The sequence below is a fragment of the Kineococcus sp. NBC_00420 genome (assembly GCF_036021035.1).
Classification (GTDB): domain Bacteria; phylum Actinomycetota; class Actinomycetes; order Actinomycetales; family Kineococcaceae; genus Kineococcus.
In genome coordinates this window covers 5,077,993-5,101,076 of record NZ_CP107930.1, presented here as the reverse complement: position 1 = coordinate 5,101,076, position 23,084 = coordinate 5,077,993, and the positions used below count along the sequence as shown (strand labels likewise).

The 23,084-nt window shown below is 68.6% G+C and carries 21 protein-coding genes; 6 read left to right on the top strand and 15 right to left on the bottom strand.

The annotated features are described in order from the left end of the window. Positions 1–336 precede the first annotated feature (336 nt). The 5 genes from OG218_RS24915 (at position 337) to OG218_RS24895 (ending at position 5,706) form a co-directional block, all read left to right on the top strand. A complete protein-coding gene (locus tag OG218_RS24915) occupies positions 337–1,392 on the top strand; it encodes an IS630 family transposase (RefSeq protein WP_328295906.1) in 1,056 nt (351 codons plus the stop codon). A 188-nt stretch (positions 1,393–1,580) separates the two neighbouring features. Beyond that, complete coding sequence (locus tag OG218_RS24910) at positions 1,581–2,066, top strand: hypothetical protein (RefSeq protein WP_328295905.1); 486 nt, start codon at positions 1,581–1,583, stop codon at positions 2,064–2,066. After that, the gene (locus OG218_RS24905; protein ID WP_328295904.1) at positions 2,057–3,247 is read left to right on the top strand and encodes a glycosyltransferase 87 family protein; all 1,191 of its coding nucleotides are present in this window, start codon (positions 2,057–2,059) and stop codon (positions 3,245–3,247) included. The genes OG218_RS24910 and OG218_RS24905 overlap by 10 nt, the downstream gene beginning before the upstream one ends. 45 nt (positions 3,248–3,292) lie before the next feature. Then, on the top strand, positions 3,293–4,486 hold the full coding sequence (locus tag OG218_RS24900) for a hypothetical protein (protein ID WP_328295903.1): 1,194 nt from the start codon (positions 3,293–3,295) through the stop codon (positions 4,484–4,486). Between the two features lie 176 nt (positions 4,487–4,662). Next, the gene (locus OG218_RS24895) at positions 4,663–5,706 is read left to right on the top strand and encodes a hypothetical protein (protein WP_328295902.1); all 1,044 of its coding nucleotides are present in this window, start codon (positions 4,663–4,665) and stop codon (positions 5,704–5,706) included. On the opposite strand, the gene aroB is transcribed toward OG218_RS24895, so the two are convergent. The 15 genes from aroB to OG218_RS24820 all read right to left on the bottom strand — a co-directional run bounded on the left by aroB (position 5,693) and on the right by OG218_RS24820 (position 22,132). Next, positions 5,693–6,784, bottom strand: coding sequence for a 3-dehydroquinate synthase (gene aroB, locus OG218_RS24890; RefSeq protein WP_328295901.1), 1,092 nt, complete (start codon positions 6,782–6,784; stop codon positions 5,693–5,695). The two genes, OG218_RS24895 and aroB, sit on opposite strands and share 14 nt — an antisense overlap. After that, positions 6,781–8,310 (bottom strand): bifunctional shikimate kinase/3-dehydroquinate synthase, encoded by a 1,530-nt coding sequence (locus OG218_RS24885; RefSeq protein WP_328295900.1) that lies wholly within the window; start codon positions 8,308–8,310, stop codon positions 6,781–6,783. Before OG218_RS24885 ends, aroB begins: the two co-directional genes overlap by 4 nt. A gap of 106 nt (positions 8,311–8,416) precedes the next feature. Beyond that, the gene (locus OG218_RS24880; protein ID WP_328295899.1) at positions 8,417–9,889 is read right to left on the bottom strand and encodes a cell wall-binding repeat-containing protein; all 1,473 of its coding nucleotides are present in this window, start codon (positions 9,887–9,889) and stop codon (positions 8,417–8,419) included. Positions 9,890–9,932: 43 nt separating this feature from the next. Then, complete coding sequence (locus OG218_RS24875; RefSeq protein ID WP_328295898.1) at positions 9,933–11,117, bottom strand: hypothetical protein; 1,185 nt, start codon at positions 11,115–11,117, stop codon at positions 9,933–9,935. Further along, the gene (pilO, locus tag OG218_RS24870; protein ID WP_328295897.1) at positions 11,117–11,797 is read right to left on the bottom strand and encodes a type 4a pilus biogenesis protein PilO; all 681 of its coding nucleotides are present in this window, start codon (positions 11,795–11,797) and stop codon (positions 11,117–11,119) included. Before pilO ends, OG218_RS24875 begins: the two co-directional genes overlap by 1 nt. A gap of 28 nt (positions 11,798–11,825) precedes the next feature. Next, a complete protein-coding gene (locus OG218_RS24865) occupies positions 11,826–12,473 on the bottom strand; it encodes a PilN domain-containing protein (RefSeq protein ID WP_328295896.1) in 648 nt (215 codons plus the stop codon). Next, a complete protein-coding gene (gene pilM / locus OG218_RS24860) occupies positions 12,470–13,516 on the bottom strand; it encodes a type IV pilus assembly protein PilM (RefSeq protein ID WP_328295895.1) in 1,047 nt (348 codons plus the stop codon). Before pilM ends, OG218_RS24865 begins: the two co-directional genes overlap by 4 nt. A 103-nt stretch (positions 13,517–13,619) precedes the next feature. Then, positions 13,620–14,411: a prepilin peptidase gene (locus OG218_RS24855; RefSeq protein WP_328295894.1), complete on the bottom strand. Its 792-nt coding sequence runs from the start codon at positions 14,409–14,411 to the stop codon at positions 13,620–13,622. Continuing rightward, complete coding sequence (locus OG218_RS24850) at positions 14,411–16,192, bottom strand: hypothetical protein (RefSeq protein ID WP_328295893.1); 1,782 nt, start codon at positions 16,190–16,192, stop codon at positions 14,411–14,413. The genes OG218_RS24855 and OG218_RS24850 overlap by 1 nt, the downstream gene beginning before the upstream one ends. Positions 16,193–16,230: 38 nt before the next feature. Further along, complete coding sequence (locus tag OG218_RS24845; RefSeq protein WP_328295892.1) at positions 16,231–16,956, bottom strand: prepilin-type N-terminal cleavage/methylation domain-containing protein; 726 nt, start codon at positions 16,954–16,956, stop codon at positions 16,231–16,233. 35 nt (positions 16,957–16,991) lie between these two features. Next, positions 16,992–18,338, bottom strand: a complete 1,347-nt coding sequence (locus tag OG218_RS24840) for a type IV pilus modification PilV family protein (RefSeq protein WP_328295891.1) — start codon at positions 18,336–18,338, stop codon at positions 16,992–16,994. 103 nt (positions 18,339–18,441) lie between these two features. Beyond that, positions 18,442–18,984 (bottom strand): type IV pilin protein, encoded by a 543-nt coding sequence (locus tag OG218_RS24835; protein WP_328295890.1) that lies wholly within the window; start codon positions 18,982–18,984, stop codon positions 18,442–18,444. Between the two features lie 84 nt (positions 18,985–19,068). Then, positions 19,069–19,485, bottom strand: coding sequence for a type IV pilin protein (locus OG218_RS24830; RefSeq protein ID WP_328295889.1), 417 nt, complete (start codon positions 19,483–19,485; stop codon positions 19,069–19,071). After that, on the bottom strand, positions 19,482–20,747 hold the full coding sequence (locus OG218_RS24825) for a type II secretion system F family protein (protein ID WP_328295888.1): 1,266 nt from the start codon (positions 20,745–20,747) through the stop codon (positions 19,482–19,484). The genes OG218_RS24830 and OG218_RS24825 overlap by 4 nt, the downstream gene beginning before the upstream one ends. A 14-nt stretch (positions 20,748–20,761) precedes the next feature. After that, positions 20,762–22,132, bottom strand: coding sequence for a type IV pilus twitching motility protein PilT (locus OG218_RS24820; protein ID WP_328295887.1), 1,371 nt, complete (start codon positions 22,130–22,132; stop codon positions 20,762–20,764). Between the two features lie 294 nt (positions 22,133–22,426). On the opposite strand from OG218_RS24820, the gene OG218_RS24815 reads away from it, so the two are divergent. Continuing rightward, positions 22,427–23,065 carry a hypothetical protein gene (locus OG218_RS24815; RefSeq protein ID WP_328295886.1) on the top strand — a complete coding sequence of 213 codons (639 nt, stop codon included), beginning with the start codon at positions 22,427–22,429 and terminating at the stop codon, positions 23,063–23,065. Positions 23,066–23,084 lie beyond the last annotated feature (19 nt).

The window sequence follows — 23,084 nt, the reverse complement described above, 5'->3', positions numbered from 1 at the left end:
CCCTTCTGGACGCCCAGCTGGCGCCGCTGTAGCTCGTCGCCCATCCGAGGACGCCCACCCGGGCGAGGTCCTCATCGGCCTCGGCATCGCCGGAGCGGGCTGAGCGTTCCCGGCCATCGTGGCCGCCGTCATCCCGGTGTTCCTGAACCAGCGGGTCAAGGCAGCCAGCACCCAGATCGAGGGGGACTCGACGCCGTAGCCGCGGGAATGAACGGGTGCTCCTCGTCGAGCGCGACCTAGTGGTCTGGTGCGAAAGTTCATGATCACTGAACTGCCGCAACAGGTCCACAAGTCGCTACCCGGTCCGTGATCAACGACACGGCACCGTCGGTGTGCATGGGAATGCTTCTGCCGACGATGCCGCGCCTCGACGATGCTACGCGGGCAGCGTTGACGAAGATCGCCACCGGACCCACCAGCCAACAACGCCACGCAGACCGCGCCCGATGGGTCCTGGCCCTGCACGACAGCGGTGGTGAAGTCCGTACCGTCGCCGACACCTTCACCGTCAGCCCCACCACCGTCCGCAAGTGGACCCGCCGAGTCGCCGCGGCAGGCGTAGACGGCCTGCAGGACGCTGAACGCAGTGGCCGGCCACTGCTCTACGACGACACCGCCGTCCGCGACCTCATCACCCTGGCCACCTCTCAACCTCCCTCGCCGGCGGCCTTGTGGACCCACGCCGCCCTGGCGGCAGAGATGGGTGAACGCAACTGGGGCGTCACGGCCTCCTGGGTCACCCGCACCCTGACCCGACTGCAGCTGAAGGTCCACCAGGTTCGCGGCTGGATCCATCGGCGCACCGACCCTGACTTCGACACAAAAGTAGCTGCCGTACAGCACGTCGTCGCTAACGCAGCGCTCGACCCGTACCCGGTACTGAGTCTGGACGAGAAGACCGCGTTCTCCGTCCGAACCCCCGTCTGCGCCGACACCCGCGATCGGCAGGGACGCACCCGCCGCGAGTTCGAGTACGTCCGGCGCGGGACGATCTCCTGGTACGGCGTCCAGGACGTCGCCACCGGCGCTGTCTCGATGCGGCGCGCCACCGCGCGGATGGACTCCGCAGCGTTCACCGATCTGCTCAAGAACCTCCAGGCCGAGCACGGTCCGGTCTTCACCCTGGTCATGGACAACGGGTCCGCCCACACCAGCAAACACACCCGACAGTGGCTCACCGAGCATCCGGGGGTCACGGTCGTTCACACTCCCGTGCACGCCTCATGGGTCAATCCGATCGAATCAGTGTTCGGGATCTGCGTTCGCCAGGTCCTGCGTCACGGAGTCTTCGAGGGCACCGATGACTGCGACGCGATGGTTCAAGCCTGGGCTGAACGCCGCAACAGATCGCTTCGTCCGGTCACTTTCACCTGGCAGAGCACCCCTGCTTGATCACGAACTTTCACACCAGACCACTAGCGACCGATCCGCTGGTCCTCCGCGAAGAACCCACCGACGTCAAGGCATCGCCCTGGTTCTCAGCGTCCGACACGTCTTCAGCGAGCAGGCCCGCGTCTGACCGTCAAGGTCTCGCACCAGGTGTCGATGATGTCAAGGACGAGTGACGGGAGGAGATGCTGATGGAACAGCAGGAGACCGCAGGTGACGAGTTCTTCCGTCCGGTCAAACGCGCGCCTACGTTCGACCCGGCCGGCCAGTACCGACGGTCGATGGCCGGACAGACCGAGGCCCCTGAGGCAGCCCGCAAGCGACGCCGGAGGCGGCGCCGAACCCTGACCCGGATCACGACTCTCGGACTGCTGGTCGTCTTGGGCGTCGGTGGGTACCTCGCCTACCCGACCGTCTCCACCAAGGTCCTGACCTTCGTCCGTGAGGACCTCGTGCAGGAGATCGACGACGTGGCCGCCGGTGAGCAGAACTTCCACGCGCTGTACGGCGGTTTCACAACTGACCGGTCCCAGCTGACTGTCGCCAAGGACGGGTTCAACGACGTCCGCATCGTGTCGGCGGACGGTCGCAACTTCTGTTTGGCTGGGGATCCCTTGGTGGGCGAGAAGGTCTACTACACGCCATCGACCGGTTTGTCCGAGAAGCCGTGCGTCTGAGTCCGGGGGCTGGACGTGCTGAGTTCCTGATCCGGCACCGCTTCGCCGTCCTGACCGTAGCCGCGGTCGTGATCGGCGTGAAGACGTCGGTGTCCTTCGGCGCCGGCTCCGACTTCACCTTCTTTCGAATGGCCGCCCTGGTGTTCACCGGGCACTCCGGCGACGTCGCCCCGAACCTGTTCTTCGCCGGGCCCACCCTCGCCACGGGCCCGCTGGACCTTTATCGGGACGTTCCGACGGTCCAGATCGGACCCGTGCCACTCGCGGCGCTCACCCCGGTCGTCCTCTGGTTGCCGCAGCACCTCGCGGTGACCACCATCGCCGCGATCTCCGCCCTCGCCCTCCCGCTGTGCCTGCATCTCCTGGAGGGCGCCGCCGACGAACACCTCGGCCGCGATGACAGCCGCCCCGTGCTGGTGTTCACCGCAGGCGCTGCGTGCCTCTTGCTGTGGCCCAGCGCCTTCGGTCGCTACGTCCACCCGGACGACGTCCTGCTCCTCCTCGCGGCCTGCGCTGCTGTCCGCGCCGGTGTCGCGGGGCGGTGGGTCTCCAGCGCCGTCCTCCTGGGCATCGCCGCGGGCGCGAAACCTTGGGGGCTGGCACTACTGCCGGTCGCCCTACTGGGTTCGCGGGGGCGACGGCTCGTCCTCGCTCCCGCGATCGCGGCGTCCACCGCTGCCCTGCCCTGGCTGCCCTTCGTACTGGGGGCCCCTGGGACGGTCGACGCCCTGTCCGGGTTTCACATCTACGTCAGCAGTACCGCACCGTTGTCGCTGCTCGACGTCGGTGGCCAGGTCCCGTCCTGGCTGCGTCCCCTCCAGATCGGTGTCGGAGCGCTCCTGGTCCTCTTCGCGGTCCAATGTCGCCTCGTGCTGGCGGGGATCGCCTTCGCGGTCGCGGTCAGGGTGTCGCTCGAGGCGCAGAACTACGACTACTACTTCGCCGTGCTAGCGGTCGCGACCGTGGGAGCCGACCTGGCTGTGCGTGGACGTAGGATGCCGTGGGCGACGATCACCGTGGTCCTGCTCGTCTACGACGCCCGGTGGCTCGTCCCCAACGACTGGCAGGTCGCTGTGATCCAGGCCTCCCTGCTCCCGGTGGTCCTCGGAGCTGTGCTCCTGGGCCCCGCGGTCTCACGCTTGCGCACGCCGCGGAGGAACGCCGGACCACGCACGGCATGACGCCGGCACATTCAGAGCAGCGGCTGCGTTACCGATGATCAACGCATGACGACGTTCCCCGCCGCCTCGACGCAACCCGTGACCAGGTGGGTCAACGTGGTGCTGCGGCTGCGCTTCGTCGTCCTCCTGCTGGCGGGCACCGTGCCCGGGCTGTGGCACCTGCACACCACGGGCGAGCTCACCGACTGGAACTACTTCCGCGACGCAGCCCGCATCCTGGCCGGGCAGACCGGCGACGCGCCCCTGAGCCTGTACGCGGTGTCACCCGAGACTCAGATCGGACCGCCCGCGGTCCTCCTGGCGCTCCCCCTCGCGCTGCTCGACCCGCGAATCGGACAGCCGGTCGTCGTGCTGCTGCTCGGGTCGTGTCTCGCGCTCAGCTGCCGACTCCTCGAACGGGCGGCGGGTTCCCTCACGCCGTCCGCCGTCCACACCCAGCTCACGGTGCTGGCGGGTGGGCTCTTCGCATCGATCTACTGGTGGCGGGTCGTCGCCGACTTCACCCACGTCGAGGACGTCCTCGCCATCGCTGTGACCTGTGTGGTGCTGTCCTGGAACAGAACACGCACCGACCCGTCAACCCCGTGGCTCGCCACAGTCCTGCTGGGGATCGCTGCCGCGGGCAAGCCGTGGGCCGTGGGGTTCCTCCCGCTGGCGGGCGCCTTCGGCGGCCCGGTCCGCATCCGTGGCCTGCGCGTGGTGGTCGGAGGACTCGTCGCGGTCCTGTGGTGGGCGCCGTTCCTCATCGCCGCACCGGGGACCCTCTCCGCGCTCAGTTCCTTCAGCCTGCGCGTCTGGGACGAGTCACCACTAGCCCTCGTCGGACTGGCCGGCGAGAGTTTCCCGGACTGGGTCCGTCCGCTGCAGTTCGCTGTGGCCTTCGGGCTGGCCGGCCTGGCCGTGGCGCGCGGCCGAGCACACCTGGTCCCGTTCGTGGCGGTGGCGGCACGACTCGGGCTCGACCCGCAGTCCTGGGACTACTACCTGGCCACGGTCGCCGTGGCGTGCCTGGCCGCCGACGTCCTGCGGAGGGGCCGCCCGGGGCCCTGGCTGACCATCGTAAGCGTCTTCGTGCTGTACGACGTCCGCTGGGTCATCCTCTTCACCCCCCTCGAGGCAGCCCTGCAGGCGTTGCCGCTCGTCGCCGCCGTCGTCATGGTGGCCAGGACGGACGAGCCGCTCCTCTCTCCCACGTCCGCAAGCCCCCACCGCAGACCCCAGCAACGGGTGCAGGGCTGACGATCAACCCAGGGCTGCAGTCTGCCGATTCCCCCACGGTGGAGTTCCGACGTGACCAGCGAGCAACCTGGACGGGCCTTCCCGGGTGGCTCCTGACCCTAGCGGGTTTCCGGTACCCGCTGCTGCTAGCCGCTGGTGTCTTGCCGGCGCTGTGGCAGGTGCGGACGTCCGGTGGGATGCCCGGCGACTGGCCGTTCTTCTACAACGCCGCGCAGGTCTTGACGGGGCGGACCGGCACGTCCCCGCTCGGGGTGTACATCGCATCGCCCAGCACGTGGATCGGTCCCCCCGCCCTCATCCTGGCCGTGCCGGTGGCGATGCTCCCGGACGCCGTCCGCGGCTGGACGGCAGTCACCGTTCTGGGCGCCTGTTTGCCGTTGCTCTGCTACGTCCTAGAGCGGGCCCGACGAGCTGGCGGGCCACCCGATCCGATGACCTCCCTGACGGTCTTGTCGGGTGGGGCATTCGCGGCCATCTACTGGTGGCGCATCGCCGCGGAGTTCAGCCATCCCGAGGACGTCCTCGCCCTGGGCGTGGCGTTCCTCGTCCTCTGCTGGTCGCGGACGCGCGATGGGCAATGGATCCCCTGGCTCTCAGCGGGGCTACTCGGCCTCGCTGCGGCCGGAAAGCCCTGGGCAGTCGGTCTGCTCCCCCTCGCTGTCCTCTGGTCAGCTCCGGTACTGGTCCGATGCCTGCGGGTCGCGACCGCGGCGTTCGTCGCCGCTGCCTGCTGGGCACCATTCCTGCTCGGCGCACCCGGAACGCTGTCCGCGCTCGCGGCTGCCCGGCTGGACGTCTGGTGGATCTCCCCGTTGGCTCTGCTGGGTCTGGGCGGCGACCCCTTCCCCGGCTGGGTCCGACCACTGCAGTTCGTCCTAGTGCTGACGCTTGGTTCGCTGGCCGTCCTCCGGGGGCAGCCGCACCTGGTCCCCTTCGCCACGGTGGCCGGTCGGGTCGCCCTCGACCCGCAGGCCTGGAACTACTACTTCGCCACGGTCACCGTGGCCTGCCTCGCCGTGGACGTTCTGCGCCGCAGCAATCGTGGTCCCTGGCTGACGATGGTCACCGTGTTCGTGCTCTACGACGCCAGGTGGTTGTCCAACGCGTGGTGGGTCGTCGCCGCCCTGCAAACCGTCCCACTGCTCGTCCTGTTGGTGCTGCTCACCGGGTGGCGCCCACGAGTGGGCCGCCAGGTCGCGTACCGGATCAGGACGAGCTGATCTCGGCGTAGGCCGCTTGCAGCATCGCGGGATCCGGGCCCTCCAGCCGCGAAGGTTTGCCGATCCCGTCGAGGACGACGAAACGCAGCAGTGCCCCGCGCGACTTCTTGTCCCTCTTCATCGCGTCCAGCAACTGCGGCCAGCGGTCGCCCCGGTAGCTCGTCGGCAGGCCCAGGCGTTCGAGAACCGCCTTGTGCCGGTCCGCGTCGCTGTCGGTGAGCCGGCCCGCCATCCGGGCGAGCTCCGCGACGTAGCAGAGACCGACACTGACCGCCGCGCCGTGCCTCCACTGGTAGCGCTCCACGAGTTCCACGGCGTGGGCGAACGTGTGACCGTAGTTGAGGATCTCCCGGAGGTCGGATTCCTTGAGGTCCTCCCCCACGACGTGGGCCTTGACCCGGACGGCGCGTTCGACGAGTTCGGCGAGGACGGGCGAGTGGGGATCGGTGGCCGCGGCGACGTCCTCCTCGATGAGCTCGAGGATCCGCGGATCGGCGATGAAGCCGCACTTGACGACTTCGGCCAGTCCGGCGCGGAGGTCGTGGGGCGGCAACGTGTCCAGGGCATCGAGGTCGCACAGCACACCGACCGGCGGGTGGAACGAGCCGACGAGGTTCTTGCCCTCGGCGGTGTTGATCCCGGTCTTCCCGCCGACGGCGGCATCGACCATCGCCAGCAGGGTGGTCGGAACCTGCACCACCCGAACTCCGCGCAACCAGGTCGCGGCCACGAAACCCGCCAGGTCCGTGACCGCGCCTCCGCCGACCCCCACGACCGCGTCGGACCGGGTGAAGTCGGACTGACCGAGGACCGTCCAGCAGAAGGCGGCGACCTCGGCCGACTTGGCCTCCTCGCCGTCGGGAACTTCCGCGAGAATCGCTTCGAGCCCCTGACCGACGAGGTCGTCCCGGACCGCCTCGCCGGTGGAGCGCAACGCGCGCGGGTGGACGACGAGGACCTTGGCGACCTTCGGTCCGAGCAGACCGCGGAGTTCTCCGAGGAGACCGCGACCGATGAGGACGTCGTAGGGCGACTCGCCGGGGACGGTGATCCGGACGGGTTCTGGTGTGGTGGTCATCTGTCCTCCGCGAGGTCGTCGAGCGCACCGGTCAGTGCGTCGTCGTCGGCGGGAACCCCCGCCTCGGGGCGGCCCGGGCCGTGCAACAGCACGAACCGGACTCCGTTCTTGAACTTATTGTCGCGCAGCCAGAGCGGCATCAGCTCAGCCAGAGTGAACCGGTGTGCCGTCGGCAACCCGAACGCGCGCAGCGCCGTCCGGTGCAGTTCCACTCCGGCGTCGTCGAGCAAACCGAGCCGGCGCGCCAGTTGGGCAGCGGCCATCAGCCCGAGCGGCAGGGCTTCTCCGTCCCGCTCGAGCACTTGCTCGAACGCGTGGGAGAACGTGTGGCCGTAGTTCAGGTGCAACCGACCGGCCGCCTCCCGCTCGTCGGCCGTGACGATCCTGGCTTTGGTCGCGACCGCCCTTCGGACCAGGGCCGCCACGGCACCGACGTCCCCGGCCAGCACGGCCGGGGCGGAGGTGACCGCGAGCTCCAGGTCCCCGGGGTCGGCGACGAGCGCTGTTTTGACGGCCTCCGCGAGACCGGCCCCGAACCTCGGATCGGTGACCGGAGAGATCCCCTCCGGATCGCTGAACACCGCGATGGGCTGGTGCACCGCGCCGAGCAGGTCGCGCGCCTGCGGGAGGTCCAGAGCGACCTCCCCCCCGAGCGAGGAGTCGACGAGGGTTTCCAACGACCGGGGCACGACGGCCCAGCGGATACCACGGTTGTAGGTTGCGGCGAGGAATCCAGCGACATCGACGACGGCCTCGTCACCGATCGCGATGACGAGGTCGTCGGGGTGCAGCGCGATCTCCGCGGCGCACAACGCGAGGCGACCGTAGGTCGCGAGGTCCTTCACGGGGCCGACCGGCAGTTCCTCGACGTGGACCGCACCCGACATCCCCGCCGTCAGCAAGCTCAGCGAGGGGTCCCCTGCCCGCGCCACGACGAGGACCATCCCCACGGTGGGTAGTTGCGCGCCGACTCCGGCCAGCAGACCGGCCCGGACATGCACCCGGTAGGTACCACCAGGTGGCGCGACGAGGACACCGTCGTGGCCGGTCACTCCGTCGAGGACCTCGAGGACGATGGCCTCGGCGCGGCGCCCGTCGGTGCCGACGCTGACGTCGGCGAGGTCGTCGAACACCTCGCGCCGGGACGCGTGGAGCTCAGCCAGACCGGGACGGTGCAGCATGGGACGGTCGGCGTCCCCCGCGGTGCGTTGCTTCGCCTCCTCGAAGGAGACGTCGAGGTGCACGACGGTGTGAGCACCGAGGACCACGCGGGTGCCCGCACGGCCGCACGCTCCGCCACCGAGGGACACCACAGCTTCCGGGCCGGCCAGCACGTCGGCAACGACGGACTGCTCGACGTCGCGGAACGCGGTCTCGCCGTCCCTCTCGAAGATCTCCGGAATGGGCCGGCGCTCCCGATCCTCGATCACGAGGTCGGTGTCGACGAACGGGAGCCCGAGGCGATCGGCCAGCAACCAGCCGACGGTGGTCTTGCCGGCGCCCATGAAGCCGACGAGAACGATCACGGACGGCTCCTGCGGTGGTCTGCGGACGAGCGGACACACCGATCCTAGGCGGGCTCACGCAGAAGGCCCGCACCCCGGTGGGGTACGGGCCTTCGAGCGACGGTCTTCAGTTGACAGCCGCGTCGCCGAGGTAGACGTAGTTCGCCCGGGCCGTGGTGGGAGGGGTCTTGCCCCCGGTGGTGGTCGTCGTGACCTTGATCCGGCTGACGCCGCGCACATCGACGTCGAGCGTCGCCGGCTTGCCCCGGGACACCGAGACCTCGCCGAGCAACTGCTCGTCGCCGTACACGCGGACAATCGAGCTGATGCCGCTGGTGTTCTCATCGGCGATGCCTGCGACCGTGCTGAAGCGGGAGTACTTGCCGCCGAGCGTCCAGCTGCCGTAGTCGGCGTTGGGGTACTGCGTGTCCGGCGCCTGGTGACGCGGGTCAGTGTCGAACGCCGTCGATCGCGGGTAGAAGTGCCCCGCGATGGTGGCGTGGTCGATCCGGTAGCGCGCGCTGCCCTCGACGTAGGTGAGGTCGTCCAGGTAGGTCTTCGGCGCGGTCCCGGTCGGCTGGCAGTTCGTACGCTTGTTGGCGGACTCACTGATCCGGTCGGTGTAGCCGAACGAACTCAGGGACGCGTCCGTCTCGTCGACCGTGGCCTGGAGGCGTTCGATCTCGACGTTGGTCGCCTCGGTCAGGCAGTCCTCTGCGGTCAGCAGCAGTGGCCCCCCGCTCCGGCCGGCCGAGGCTCCCGCGGACAACGCGTCCGCGTAGGTCTGGCCGGAGACGAGCGTGACGTTGGCCGCGGCGGGGAAGAACCGGGCGCTGACCCGGTCCGCCGTCTGGTAGCGGTCCGAACCCGCGACCCGGTCCACGGAGCCGGCGGTGTAGGTCTTCAGCTGCGCGAGGACGGTATCGGACACCCGCTCGGAACCACCGACGACCGTGATCGCCTTCGGTTTGAGCCGCTGGAGTTCGGCGACGACTGAAGCCGGGACGGTATCACGCTGCACCAACAGCAGCGGTGACGTCTCGTGGGCCGCGGCGGCGCTACCGGTCAAGGCGTCCGGGTAGTCCCACCCGGTCGCGATGACGACGTTGCTCACCGGGTCGGCGGCGGTGCCCGCGGCCAGCGGGAAGAACTGCTTCGACAGATCGGCCGCCGTGTCGAACCGGTCCAGACCCTGGGCGCGGGACAGTTGGGCCTTGGTGTTCTGCTGCAACCACGACATGACGTCACTGCCGACCGAGGCCTCGCTGCCGACGAGCACGATCCGCTGCGCGTAGACGATGCGATCCCGGACGGACTGCGGGATCGAATTCTTCTGCACGAGGTAGACGTTCCCGCCGACGGCCCCGGCGACCGCCCCGGCAGCGAGACCGTCGGGGTAGTTGTCGCCGGAGACCAGGAAGGCCGTGGCGGTGGGGTTGCCGTCCGCGAAAGCGGACGTCTGGTACCGGTCGACGCCGTAGGTGGCGGCGAACCGGATCGGCGAGGCGTCGGCGGCACCGGCAGCCGCGCCACCGACGAGGCCGGCGAGGACGACCGCGGCCGCGGCGCGCCGGGCGACGGCGTGGGGCTTGCGCATCATGGAGGGCTCCGAGTGGGTGGAGTGGCTCGAGTGGGTGCCGGCGTCAGAACGTGACGCCGGCCCCCTCGCCGCCGCCGAGGATGGTGAAGTACTGGTTGACGCCGTCGCTGAACGACACGACGTCCGTCCGGCCGATCTCCTTCAGTTCCTTGGTCTGGAACGTCAGAGGCGTGCCGGCCACCGCGGTGTTCTCCTTGACCCACTGCGGATTCTCGTCGTCCACCTGGATCAGGTAGGAGTCGCCGCGCGTTCCGAGCCAGCGCACCGTCCCCGTGACCTTGCCCATGACGGCATCGGGCACCCGCTTGCCGACGGGGACGACCCAACCGGAGCTCTCGGACCCGGAGGCGAGCGCCAGCTGGCCGCTCGGCACGAAGACGGCCTGCAGGACGAAGTCGCTGATGATCTTGCAGTTCTCGGTCTCACGGTTCCGCTGCTCCGCGTCGACCGCCGAGGCGGACTTCACGAACGCCCTGCAGACAGCGGTCTCGTCCTCGGTCATGGCCCGGTCGGTCTTCTTACCGGCGGGACGGAAGGCGCTGGACGTCGAAGGCAAGAGCGAGCCTGCGGCGACTCGTACGGACACCGGGCTGATCCCGGCGGCGTCGAGGACGAACTTCCCGGAAGAGGAGTTGTCGACGAAGGAGTCGAACTCCACGACACCCTTCTGCCAGGGCGCCGCGACCGACTTCACCGGGGCCGGCGCCGTCGTGACCGGGGCCGGCCCCGTGGTGACCGGAGCGGGCGTCGTGCTCGGATCGGTCGTCGGCTCGGTCGTCGGTTTGGTCGTCGGCTTGGTCGTCGGCTTGGCGCCAGAACCCGTCGTGGTCGACGACGTCTTGCCGGTAGTACCGACGCCGACCGTGGTCCCTTCGGTTCCGGACGCCGAGTTGTTGACCGAAGCGGACGTCGAGACGACACCGGAGGTGTCCTGGGGCAGGAACGAACCGTCGAAGACGTCTCGCCCCGCGAACCCGAAGGAACCGACCCCGGTGGTGGACGTCCCGGACGGTGTCGACGCGGTGGCGATGCCTGGCGTCACCGCGCTCGCGGTGTCGGCACCGGGGTTGCTGCTCACCCAGAGATAGCCTCCGGTGAAGGCGCCGAGGACGGCGACACCGGCCGCCCCGGCCAGGAGGGCTCGCACAACGCGGCCGTCGAGGCCGCGGCGGGAGGGGATCTCGTCGAAACCCGGGGAGAAGTCCCCCTGCGGGATCTGCTCGGACATCAGTTCACCGTCCCGGTGGAGGTCGCCGCAGCGCTGGTGGCGGGCGTGGTGGCGTCAGTACCGGTGGACGCGGTGCTGGTGACCGTGGCGTCGTCGGCGAGGACGAAGATGCTGCCGGTGATGGTGGTGGCGAGGGTGGTGTCCTCGTCGACCAGCGCGACGCCGTCGACAAGGATGTACCGGTGCATGTCTGCCTGCAGGTTCTTGACGAAGAGCTCGGTACCGGCGAAGGAACCCTCGACGGTCACGCTGATCGGCATGACGGAGATCCCGCCGTTCGTACCGCTGGCCGTCGTCCCGGTGGTCGTCGTCGCGGTGGTGCCGTCACCGGCGTAGGCGGTGAGAGTTCCCGGCGCGATGGTCTTGACGCTCACGCCGGCACCCGCCGCGTAGACGGAGAACTGACGGATCAACGCCGGAACCTCGGACTCCGCCGGGAGTTCCGCCTGGATCTCGGCCAGCTGGGCGCGCTGGTCGTCGAGGGTGGCGAACTGCGCCTTCAGGCGTTCCGTCTCCGCCGCGAGGGTCTCGTTGCCCTGCTCGACGCCGGCAGCCTGGGCGACGGTGTCCGCCGCTTCCGCACGCTTCGGGGCGATCAGGAGGAAGTAGCTGGCCACCAGGATCAGCACCGCGAGAACGCCGGTGCCGGCGATCCAGGCAGTGTTCTTGGAACTGGTCATGTCGTCGGTCCTCCTCTCCTGGGGCTGATCACTGGTTGGACGACAAGGCGGCGCTGGTCAGCGTCACGGTCGCGTTGAAGGTGATGACGCCCTGGTCGTCGCGATTGGCGTCGCTGATCGCAGCACCTGCGAAACCCGGCACCGCGTCGATGCTGTCCATCCAGGCCGCGATCGTGTCCATGGACAACGCCTTGCCGGAGATGGTCAGGGTTCCCGCCGTCCCGGCCGACGCCGTGGCGGCCGGTGACGCCGAGCCGTTGGTCGCAGCCGCCGATGCGAAGGTGATCGTGGACATCGAGAGGTCCGCCGGGGCTGCGGTCGCGAGGCGGTCGAGCATCGCGTAGTACGGCACGTCCGACGCGGAGACCTGGTCGCGCACATCCTGGACCGCCTTGACCCGCGCCAGGATCTTCGGAACCTCGGCGTACGGCTGCTGGGCCCGCTGCAGTTCCGCTGTCTGGAACTGAGCCGTCTCGAGGCGCGAGTTCGCGTCTCCGACGTGCCCCAACGTGATGTAGTAGCCGGCACCGCTCGCAGCGACGACGGCCAGCAGGGTGATCCCGAGGCCGATCCGGAGTCGACGCTCCCTGCGGGGCTTGTCGAAACCGGTGGGGAGCAGGTTGACCCGGACGGGCCGCGTCCGGGAGGCCACCGCCTCCAGCGTCTGAAAACTCATGAGATCACTCCGAGGGCGAGGCCGACGGGAACTGCGGCCAGAGGCTGGACGGTGGACAGCTGCTGTTCGTCGAGACCGGTGCGCCCCAGGTGCAGCCCCTCAATCGGGTTGGCCCACACGACCTTCTTGCGGGTCGCCGCCTCGAGCCGTTCGCACACGCCGGCCATCAGCGAACCACCGCCAGAGATGACGATGCGCTCGATCGGAAACCCGGCGTTGGAGGCCGCGTAGTAGTCCAGCGAGCTGCGGATGTCGTCGACGAAGACCTCGAGCATGAGGTCGACCGCGCTCTGGACCATGCCCAGCTCGCTCTGCGTCAGCTCCTCGGTGCCACCTCGCTTCACGGCCTCGGCGATCTGTGCTGGCAGCCCCAGACGTTCGGCGATCGCATCGGTGACGTCCTGGCCACCGCTCAGCAGTACGCGGACGAAACGAGGCTGTCCCGCGGAGTGGATGACGAGGTTCGACACCCGGGCACCGATGTCCAGGAGCGCCTCGGTCGCCACGTCCCCGTGGGGTTTGCCCACGCTGCGCAACACCGCGAAGGACGTGAGGTCCACGGAGGTGACCCGCAGACCAGCGGCCTCGACGGCGGCGACGTTGTTCAACACCATGTCGCGCGACGCGGCCACGAGCAGGCCGCGCAGACGGCGCTGGTCCCCGTCGTGGATCTCCTCGGTGGGGTGGAAGTCGATGACGCACTCTTCCACCGGCATCGGGAGGTAGTCCTGGACCTGCAGCGGCAGAGCCGCTTTGAGCTCGGCGAGCGGCATCCACGGCAGGTCGATCTGGCGGACGATGACCCTCTGGTTCGCGACTCCGAGCGCCACTTTCTTGCCGGTGAACCCGCTACCCTTCCAGAGCGCCTTCAGCTGGGTGACGACCGCTTCGCGGTCGACGACCTCCCCGTCGCGCACCGCGCCGTCGGGGAGCGCGACCTGCCCGAACTTCTCGAGGGTGATACCTTCGCGGCCGTAGGAGACCTCGGCGGCACGGACACCCGAGGTACCGAGGTCGAGACCGATCGCGCTGCGAGCGGGCACGTCGCCTCCTTCGTCTGGGAGCCCGGCGGGCTCACGCTTCACAGTGATGATCGGATTGTGGTGCTATGTGCTTGAGCAGTTCCGACACCCGGGGTGATCGCTCTCACCCGGTCGGGGCAATGCCCATGAGGTCGAGGTACCAGCCGGCGATGGGTGCCGCCACGACGAGGGACGCCAGGGCGGCCGCGAGCATGTACGGACCGAAGGGGATGCGGGTGCCGCGCCCAGAACGCCTGGTCGCGACCACGAGCAGTGCTCCCGCTCCACCGAGGACGAAGGCGCCGAAGGCGCCGACGGCCAACGCCGACCATCCCCACCAGCCCAGGTACAGACCCAGGACCCCGGCGAGCTTCACGTCGCCCAGCCCCATCCCCCGGGGGTAGACGACCACCATGACGGCGTAGAGGAGGAACAGCGCGAGACCACCGACGACGGCCCGGACGAGTGCTCCCCAGTTCCCGTCACCCAGGCTCGCGACCGCGAGCAGGACGAGAGCGACCCCGTAGGAGGGAAGGACGATCTTGTCGGGTAGTCGCTGGACGTCGATGTCGATCGCCGCCAAGGCCACTGCGACCGCCGCCAGGTAGAGGTAGGCCGGCAGCGCCCAGGAGAGGCCTACGACCAGAGTCACCCCGGCGAACAGGAGGGCCGTGAGGAGTTCGACCAACGGGTAGCGTGGGCTGATCGGGAGATCGCACCCCCGGCACCGTCCGCGCAGGAAGATCCAGGACACCAGCGGGACGTTGTCCCGCGCGGTGATCCCGAGACCGCAGCGTGGGCAGGCGCTCGGCGGGTGGACCACCGACTCGTCCCGGGGTACGCGGTGGATGACCACGTTGAGGAACGAGCCGATGGCCAGGCCCACGAGGCCGGCGAAGGCCACCAGGGCCGGCATCAGTTCGAACTCTGCTGCACGACGGTGGTGCTGGAGATGTCCCACGCGTCGAACTCGGGCTGGATGAACGCCGGCGGGGGGTTGCTGTTCAACCGGTCGTCGTAGCGGTAGTCCTTGGCGTAACCGCTGGCGGTGCTCGACCCGCTGCCGGTGGCAACCGGTCCACGGAACCGCTGCACGATGACCCCACGGACGGTCAGGGTCCCCATCTTGGTTCCACCGCCGCTGTAGTTGAACACCGTGAAGCTGTTGCCCGTCGACGCGATGGCCGCGTCGATCTCGAGGTTCGCGGTGGCCGTCAGGTTCTGGTTCGACGCGTTCACCGGGTGCCAGACCGCGACGTTGTTCGTACCGATCAGCCCGAGGACGTCCGCCCCGACGCTCCAGTCGTTGTAGAGGATGTTCCCCGTGATGACGATGTCGTGCTGGGCGGCGACGGTGAACCGGCCGCTCACGGTGCCCTGGACGAACGCGTCACCGGTGGTGCAGCCGGAGTTGTCGTAGTTCGTGACGTCGTCCTTGGTCGTCTGCCAGCTGAGGCAGGTTCCCGCGTCGGTGGTCTTCTGGACGTAGATGACACCGTTGGTCGGTCCCGCCACGGTCTGCTCAGTCGTCATGTACCCCGTGCCGATGGCGCACCCGGTGTTGACCGACGTCCCCTGGGTCTTGGGGCTCAGGACCTTCATCTTCCCGTTGGCCAGGAAAGTGATCTGGGTCGGTCCGGTGTAGACGCAGCCGCTCTTCGCTGCCACATCGGCCTGGGAGTCGGTCGTCTTGGGCATGGACAGCGTCGACGCGCGGACCGGCACCTGCCCGGCCGGGTTCGGATTGTTCCCGCCGTACCAGGGGTTGCCGGCGCCGGGAGCCCAGCCGGTCGTGACGTTCTTCTTGAACAGCACGGGACCGCTGAGGCTCATGCCGTCGTTGGAGTGCACCTTGCCGTCGAAGCTGTCGTTCCCGCTGAAGCTGATGGTGAGGCACTGGTAGCTGGCGAGGGAGCCGATGACCGGGGACGTGGTCGTCGGCCAGTACTGCACCCCGGCGGCCGGGAGGCCGGGACCGGTCACCGTGCGTGGGAAGTTCGCTCGGCCGGGGATGGTCGTAGCCCCCGATTTGGTCGAGTAGTAGTACCTCTGGCAACCGGCGGTCAGCTGGTCCAGCGTGGGCTGCGCGATTCCGTAGCTCTTGTTCTTCTGGAGCGAGTAGGAACCACCCGTCGCGTAGTCCTTGATCGTGTAGGAATCGTCGGCGGTGTCGGAGGTCGCCGTCTTGATCAGGCGCGTGTTGGCGGGACTGAAGGTCTCGTAGTCGGTGAAGTAGAGGTACTCCAGGAACCCCGCGCGGCTCAGGTCGGCGACGATGGTCCGGCTCTCCCGCACGGCACCGGTGTTCTGGTTCACGATCTGACCGGTGACCTTGACCCTGATGGACGTGCTGAACGTCCCGGCCGCCACGGTGCCCGCCGGCGAGGCGAGCACTCGCTGCGAGTACACCGCCTGGTCGGTGCCCGAGCTGCCCTGGACGACGGCCACGTTGGTCTGGCTGGCCGAGGTGCGCAGACCGGGGTTGACCGTGACGGTCGTGCAGCTCGGCACCGCCGCGTAGTAGTCGGCGCAGCCGTTGACACGCGAGATGTAGTCCTGCAGTCCGGCCTGGGCGGCCGAGGCCGCTCCCTTGCTGTCCTGGGAGACGCGAGCGGTCTTGTGCGCCGCCACGGCGTAGCCGATCCCGACGAGGACGAGCCCCATGACCAGGACCATGGCCGCGAGCACGGGCAGCATGGTGAAACCGTCATCGCTGCGTCGGGCGAACCTGCGCATCACGGGTTCCGTCCAATCTTGTTCAGCAGCTGGATCAACGAGGTCTTCTCGAGGACCACGGGGTGCACTCCGGTGCCGGCGTTGACACGCAGGTTCACGTACAGGGCGCGCATCGCGGAGGAATCGGTCGCCGGCGCGCTGACGACCTGGTTACCGCTGGGAACCCCGGAGAGCGGGTCGAACGCGGCGGTCACGTACTGGAAGACAGGTCGCGTGCTGTCCACGACGGCGAGGTCGGCGATGAGCACGCGGCAGGTCCGGTTCGTGGCCACGTTGAGGTCCGGCGAGAGGGCGGCCAGCTTCCCGCTGTCCGTGGCGGACCGGGTGCGCGCCCTGGTCTGCGAGCACAGCTGGCGCTTCGTCCCGGACGTCTGGACCCAGAGCCAGACCTCCTCCACCGGAGCGACCGACGTCCCGCTGACGTCCACGCTCGTGACGAAGCTGTAGAACCCCACAGTCTCCGTCGTCGCGGCGACCGGGCCGTTGATGTCCTTGCCAGAGGGGTCGTCCAGCGGCGTGCTACCCACGTAGGCGACCATCGTCCGCGTCTTCTGCGCGATGAAGTCCTGCGTGGTCGCGATCTGGTTCTGCGCAGTCCCCCGCTTGTCGGCGTAGTCGATGGTCCGCAGTTCCCTGACGGTGAACGAGGTGACGAGGGCCAACAGGAGTGCTCCGATGGCCATCGAGACCACGACCTCCACCAGCGTCAAGCCTGCGTCGCGCACCGTGTCGGGTGCGAAGGCCGCACGCAGCCGCCGCGTCACAACGTCACCGCGAGGCTCGTGACCACGGGGGCACTGGAGCTCGTGACCGTGACGTTCTTCGAGGACACCTTGCCGGTGGCGGACGTAGCGGTGATCGTCCACGTTCCGAGCGGCAGACCCACCTTGTACGCCGAGTTGGACGAGGCGTTCCCCAGTGAGATCGTCTGCCCCGTGCACGAGGCGGTCGGGTTGGTGTAGGTCGCGGTGACGGCCCAGGTCTGCGTCGTCAGGATCGACGTCAGCTGGTATGCCGCCGACCCGAGCTGGACATTGACGGTCGGTACGTCCGCCGCGGTCCAGCGTGGTGTGAAGTCGCCGGAGGTGGCCTTGGTGGACGCTGCGTTGACATCCGCGCACAGACCCAGCCAGCCGCTGTAAGCCTTGGGGTACAGGCGTCCGATGGTCCCGTCACTACCCAGGCACGGGGTGCTGAGCGCGCTGGCCGCTCCGACGCAGGCCGAACGCTGGTCGTAACCGCTGATGGTGTCGGCGTAGAGGGTCGAGGAGAACCCGGTCCAGCTCGCGAGCGAGGACGGCGGGTTGTAGCCCGCGACCTGGACCAGCTTGAGCTTCGCCGAGGAGACCGGCGCGTAGCGCAACGGATCGGGGACGGAGATCTTGCCGGCCTGAACCGTGACGTCGGTGCTCTGCTGCTGCTTGTTGTCCTGGCCCACGTAGTCCGCCTGGTTGACGATCACGCTGTACTTCCCAGCGTCCAGGTTCGACATCACGACGCACCCGTTGGAGTCGGTGACCCCGGTCGCGGCGAGGGCGCCGGTGGAACTGTCGTAGGCGCTGGCAGTCAGGCCAGACAGGCCCGCGTAGCTCACGGCACCGGTGGGAGAGAATCCAGGCGTGTTGACCTGCCAGGCGGCGGCGCCCGGCTGGGACGCGGAGTCGGACTGGTAGACGCGGCGGAACGTGCTGTTGGTGACGGCGTCGGTGCTGCCCATCCCGGGCCAGCTCACGTCGACCCGGATGAGCTTGCGGGTGAGCTCGGCGCCGTTGGTGGAACAGAAGCTGTCGGAGTTGGGCACCAGCGCCACGGTGGTCTTCACCGTGTACTGGACACCCTGGGTGGCGTTCGTCCAGGGGTCTCCGTCGGCGTCGACCGTGTTGCTCCCACTGACCACGCTGTCCCAGTCGGTGCCGATCAGGTATTCCTTCTTGGCGTCCGCGAGGTTCGAGGCAGCGCTCTTGTTGTCCGCCTTCGTCGTAGTCTGGAGGGTCTTGACCACGAGGCCGACCACCGCCGAGGACAGCACGGCGAAGATCAGCATCGATACGACGACCTCGATGAGGGTGAAACCCTCGTCACGCCGGCGTTCCTGACGCAGTTTCACTGGAGCTCCCGATGGCGGTGGGCGTCGGACGACGCCAGGTTCACGTGCGGAAGGTGGGTACCGTCCACGAACCGTGGACGGCACCCACCTCAGTGCGATCGGATCAGACGCAGGCGGTGACGGAGGAGGCCTGCAGACCACCAGCGGTGCTGTTGTAGACCCAGGTCTGGGTCGCCTTGCCAGTGGCCGCAGAACCCTCGATGCAGTAGCCGGTCGTGTCGACCAGCTTCACGGTGAAGGTGTTGCCGGAGCTGACCTTGACGGTGTCGCCGATGGTCAGGGTGCCGGTGCCGCCGGCGACCGCCACGTAGGCGTTTTTGTCGGTGTAGGCCGTCTCCTCGGCGGTGGCGATGGTCTTCAGGTCCGACTTGATGGACGAGTCCACGGCCTTCTTGCGCTGGTTCAGGAAGACCGGGATGGCGATCGCGGCGAGGATGCCGATGATGATCATGACGACGAGGAGCTCGATCAGGGTGAAGCCCTGGTCCTTCTCGTTCATGGACTTGCGGATGCGAGCGAGCATGTCGATGCTCCCCTTCGGGTAGTTCCGGAGCCGCTCGCGGGTCGCGCACCGGCTTTCCGGTGTGGCGGCTCTGACAAGTAGTTCTTCGGTGCGGGCGAGAAGGTCCTTGAGCCCCTCGGTCACGTGATCACCCGGAAGGATCAACGGGCGAACGCGCGCATGCGAACGGTCCGTGAGCAACGAACACTCACGGACCGTTTGGTCGACTCAGAAGGAGGTGGGACAGACCTGGACGCCGGCCGTCTGCTGGCCACCCTGAGTGGAGACGAAGACCCAGGCCTTCGGGGTCTTCGGGTTGCTCACGACGATGCAGTAGGCCGTCGAAGCACCGTTCAGCGTCACCTCCACGGAGTTGCCCGGGGAGAGCGAGACCTTGCCCGCGATGTCAGGCGTCTGGGTCTTCGCGACCGCCAGGTAGTCCTGCCCGTCGTGGGCGTAGCTCTCCTCGAACTCCGCGACCGTCCGCAGATCGCTCTTCAGCGACGACTCCACGGCCTTCTGCCGCTGCGCGATCGTCACCGGGATCGCGATGGCCGTCAGGATCCCGATGATGATCATGACGACGAGGAGCTCGATCAGGGTGAAACCCTGGTCGACGAACGCCGAACGCCGTGTTCCGGTCACTGGATGAGGTTGAACACACCGAAGATGGGCATGTACATGGCGACGATCATGGCGCCGATGATTCCGCCGAGGAAGGCGATCATCAGGGGCTCGATGAGGCTGGTGAGGGCCTCGGTCGTCGCCTCGACCTCCTGGTCGTAGAAGTCGGAGATCTTGTGCAGCATGGCGTCGAGTGCACCGGTGTCCTCGCCGACGCTCATCATCTGAACGACCATGGCTGGGAACACGGCGTGCTCGGCCAACGGACCGGCCAGCGACTTACCACCGCGCACGCTTTCCATGACGTCCCTAGACGCCCGCTCGATGACGACGTTGCCCGAAGCGTTGCCGACGATCTCGAGGCTCTGCAGGATCGGCACCCCCGAGTGCAGCATCGTCCCGAGGTTGCGGGTGAACCGGGAGAGGGCGATCTTCTGGGCCAGGAGGCCGAAGATCGGCATCTTCAGCTTGATCGGGTCGACGACGTTGCGGACTTCGTCCTTGTTCTTGATCTTCCGCCAGAGGACGGGTCCCACGATCGCGATCACGAGGATCACCGGGCCGCCCACGCGGAGGCCGTGGGACAGCGCTACGAGGATCTTCGTCGGCAGCGGCAGGTCGCCACCGAGGGAGTCGAACATGCTCGCGAAGATCGGGACGATGAAGAGCAGCATGCCGATCACGGCGACGATCGCGATGATGAACACCACGACCGGGTAGGTCATGGCCGACTTGACCTTGGCCTTGAGCTTCACCTCGGACTCGAAGTTCTCGGCCAACTGGACGAGGACCTGGTCCAGGAAACCGCCGACCTCGCCGGCGCGCACCATGTTGATCATCAGGGGTGGGAACACGTTGGTGTGCCGGGCGAGCGCGGTGGACAGCGATGTTCCGCTCTCGACCTCTCCGCGCACCTCATGCAACGTCACCGCGAGCTTCTTGCTCTCCGTCTGCTCCGCGAGGATCGACAGCGCTTTCAGCAGCGACAGTCCCGAGGAGACCATCGTTGCGAACTGTCGGGACATCAGCGCCAGGTCCTTCAGCTTCACCCGGTTCGAGCCGGGGAGGCTGATCTCCATCTGCATGCCCTTGCCGGCCTTCGACTCCACGATGGAGACCGGGGCCATGCCCTGCGAGGCGAGCCGCTGGACGACCGCCTGGGAGTCGTTCGCCTCGAGAGTTCCCTTGACGAGCTTCCCCGCACGGTCACGCGCGGAGTACTCGAACGTCGAGTGCTGCTGGCGCCCAGCGGGCCTCGCCGGCGCCTTGGTGGCGGTTGCCATCAGTCTGTCCTCTCTCAGCGCCCGGTCAGGCGACGGAACTCGTCGGCGGCGGAGCACTTCTCCAGGCCGTGTTCAAAGGTGATCTGACGGGTCTTCACGAGTTCGGCCAGGTGCTGGTCGAGGGTGTGCATCCCGAACTGGGCGCCGGCCTGCATGGCCGAACCGATCTGGTGGGTCTTGCCCTCGCGGATGAGGTTGCGGATGGCGGGGGTGGCGACGAGCACCTCGGTGGCCACGACGCGGCCACGGCCGTCGGCGCGCTTGCAGAGGGTCTGGCAGACGATCCCCTGGATCGCGCCGGCGAACTGGGTGCGGATCTGGGTCTGCTGGTGGGGCGGGAAGACGTCGATGACGCGGTCGATCGTGGAGGCGGCGCTGGAGGTGTGCAGGGTGCCGAAGACGAGGTGACCGGTCTCGGCGGCGGTGAGGGCCACCGAGATCGTCTCGAGGTCGCGCATCTCGCCGACGAGGATGATGTCGGGGTCCTGGCGCAGCACGCTCTTCAGCGCGTTGGCGAAGGACTTGGTGTCCTCCCCCACCTCGCGTTGGTTGACGATGCAGCTCTTGTGCCGGTGCAGGAACTCGATGGGGTCCTCGACGGTCATGATGTGGTCCTTGCGGGTCCGGTTCGCGAGGTCCACCACCGAGGCGAGGGTCGTCGACTTCCCGGAACCGGTGGGACCGGTCACGAGGACGAACCCGCGCTGCAGGCTCGCGAAGGAACCGACCACGGGCGGGACGCCGAGGTCCTCGAGGGGTTTGATGTCGAAGGGGATCTGGCGGAACGCCGCCCCGGTCGACTCGCGCTGGCGGTAGACGTTGACGCGGAAGCGGGAGTGCCCGGGCACCTGGTAGGCGAAGTCGAGCTCAAGGTTGGCCTCGAAGGTCTCGCGCTGCTTCTGGGTGAGGATCGCGTAGATCATCTCCTGCAGCACGTTCGTCGTCATCCGCGGGAACTCGTCCATCGGCTCGACCTCGCCGGACACCCGGACGGAGGGGGGCGTCCCGACGGTGAAGTGGACGTCGGAGGCCCCCAGTTCCAGCGCGCGGATGAGGACCTCGTTGATGCGGACGGTCGCGCCGCGGTCGGGGTCACCGCCCGAGGTCACGAGCGCCTCGGGTTCGGGGTGCTCGGTCCGGGCCTCGGGGACGAGCTGCGCCACGACGGGCACGCCGACAGGCACCGGGGCGACGGGCTGGACAGCGAGGGGCGCGGAGGAGTGCCGGGGCACCTCCTCCACCACGGGCGCCAGCTGGAACTCCTGGGGAGCGGGAGCGGGCGGCGCGGCGATCACGGCCTCGTCGCTCTCCAGCTGCTTCAGGAGCGCGCTGATGTTCGGGCGCGCCGAAGGCACCCCGTCGCCCCCGCCCGGTCGGAAGTTCACCGGGACGTAAGCCTCCGAGGGCTGTCCGCCCTGACCAGCGTTGTCCATCTCGCTCCCCACACACACGACCACGACGAAGGAGAGCGCTGACCTCCAGCACTCCCCTGTGCTCATCGGTCGGGGTGGGGACCCCCTTGAGAGCGACGATCACGACGCTGGCCCGTTCGGGTGGTGCACCTCCTCGGTGGACGCGACGAAGGTCACGTGCGCCGCCGCGGTCCCCGTCCGGCACCTCCCAGGCGAGGGGTGGAAGCTGTTGCCCGCACGCAGGACAGGGAACCCGAGGGGACAGCAGTGAGTCAGCAGGCGATGGACGACCGGGGCACGACGCGGCGGCAGCGGGGTGGGCCGCTGGTGTGGCTGGGTGGGATCGCGGCCGTCGTCGCGGTCGGCGTCCTGGTCACGATCGCGTCGTTGCTGGTCCGCTCGGCCCGCGAGGCGCACGAGGTGGCCCAGGCCGGTGCGCACCTCCCCCAGCTCGGGACGTACGACCTCACCACCCAGCCCGGCGAGGGCCGCACCGCCTCCGTCGACGACGGCGCGGTGCGCGTGGAGGCAACGTCGGTGGTCGTGTCGGCGAGGACGGTCTCGGTGGCGCTGACCTGGTCCACGACGACCGGTCGCGACGTCCAGCTCTCGTGCGCGAGCGACTCCGCCCCCGGTGGGTCGTGGTGGGCGACGTCGGACGCCCTCGCGGCGTCGGCCTCGGAGCAGAGCAGCGCCTCGTGCCCCGCGACCGGGGCCCTGGACGTCGCGGTCGACCGGCCCGTGACCGACAAGCACGTCTTCGCCCGCGACGCGGCCTGGGGCGACGGGCCGGCGACGCTGGCGGTGTGGACCGTGGCCAGCGCGACCACCGACCCGGACCGCACGACCCCGCCGACCGCGCAGCTCACCGTCGACCTCTCCCAGGCGCGGTTCACCGCCTCCTGAGGACAGGCGTGCCTGATCC

Excerpts from the sequence above, each read along its gene's own strand:
- OG218_RS24915 (WP_328295906.1), top strand. The coding sequence starts at position 337 with ATGGGAATGCTTCTGCCGACGATGCCGCGCCTCGACGATGCTACGCGG.
- OG218_RS24910 (WP_328295905.1), top strand. The coding sequence starts at position 1,581 with ATGGAACAGCAGGAGACCGCAGGTGACGAGTTCTTCCGTCCGGTCAAA.
- OG218_RS24900 (WP_328295903.1), top strand. The coding sequence starts at position 3,293 with ATGACGACGTTCCCCGCCGCCTCGACGCAACCCGTGACCAGGTGGGTC.
- OG218_RS24895 (WP_328295902.1), top strand. The coding sequence starts at position 4,663 with ATGCCCGGCGACTGGCCGTTCTTCTACAACGCCGCGCAGGTCTTGACG.
- aroB (WP_328295901.1), bottom strand. The coding sequence starts at position 6,784 with ATGACCACCACACCAGAACCCGTCCGGATCACCGTCCCCGGCGAGTCG.
- OG218_RS24880 (WP_328295899.1), bottom strand. The coding sequence starts at position 9,889 with ATGATGCGCAAGCCCCACGCCGTCGCCCGGCGCGCCGCGGCCGCGGTC.
- OG218_RS24875 (WP_328295898.1), bottom strand. The coding sequence starts at position 11,117 with ATGTCCGAGCAGATCCCGCAGGGGGACTTCTCCCCGGGTTTCGACGAG.
- pilO (WP_328295897.1), bottom strand. The coding sequence starts at position 11,797 with ATGACCAGTTCCAAGAACACTGCCTGGATCGCCGGCACCGGCGTTCTC.
- OG218_RS24865 (WP_328295896.1), bottom strand. The coding sequence starts at position 12,473 with ATGAGTTTTCAGACGCTGGAGGCGGTGGCCTCCCGGACGCGGCCCGTC.
- OG218_RS24855 (WP_328295894.1), bottom strand. The coding sequence starts at position 14,411 with ATGCCGGCCCTGGTGGCCTTCGCCGGCCTCGTGGGCCTGGCCATCGGC.
- OG218_RS24850 (WP_328295893.1), bottom strand. The coding sequence starts at position 16,192 with ATGCTGCCCGTGCTCGCGGCCATGGTCCTGGTCATGGGGCTCGTCCTC.
- OG218_RS24825 (WP_328295888.1), bottom strand. The coding sequence starts at position 20,747 with ATGGCAACCGCCACCAAGGCGCCGGCGAGGCCCGCTGGGCGCCAGCAG.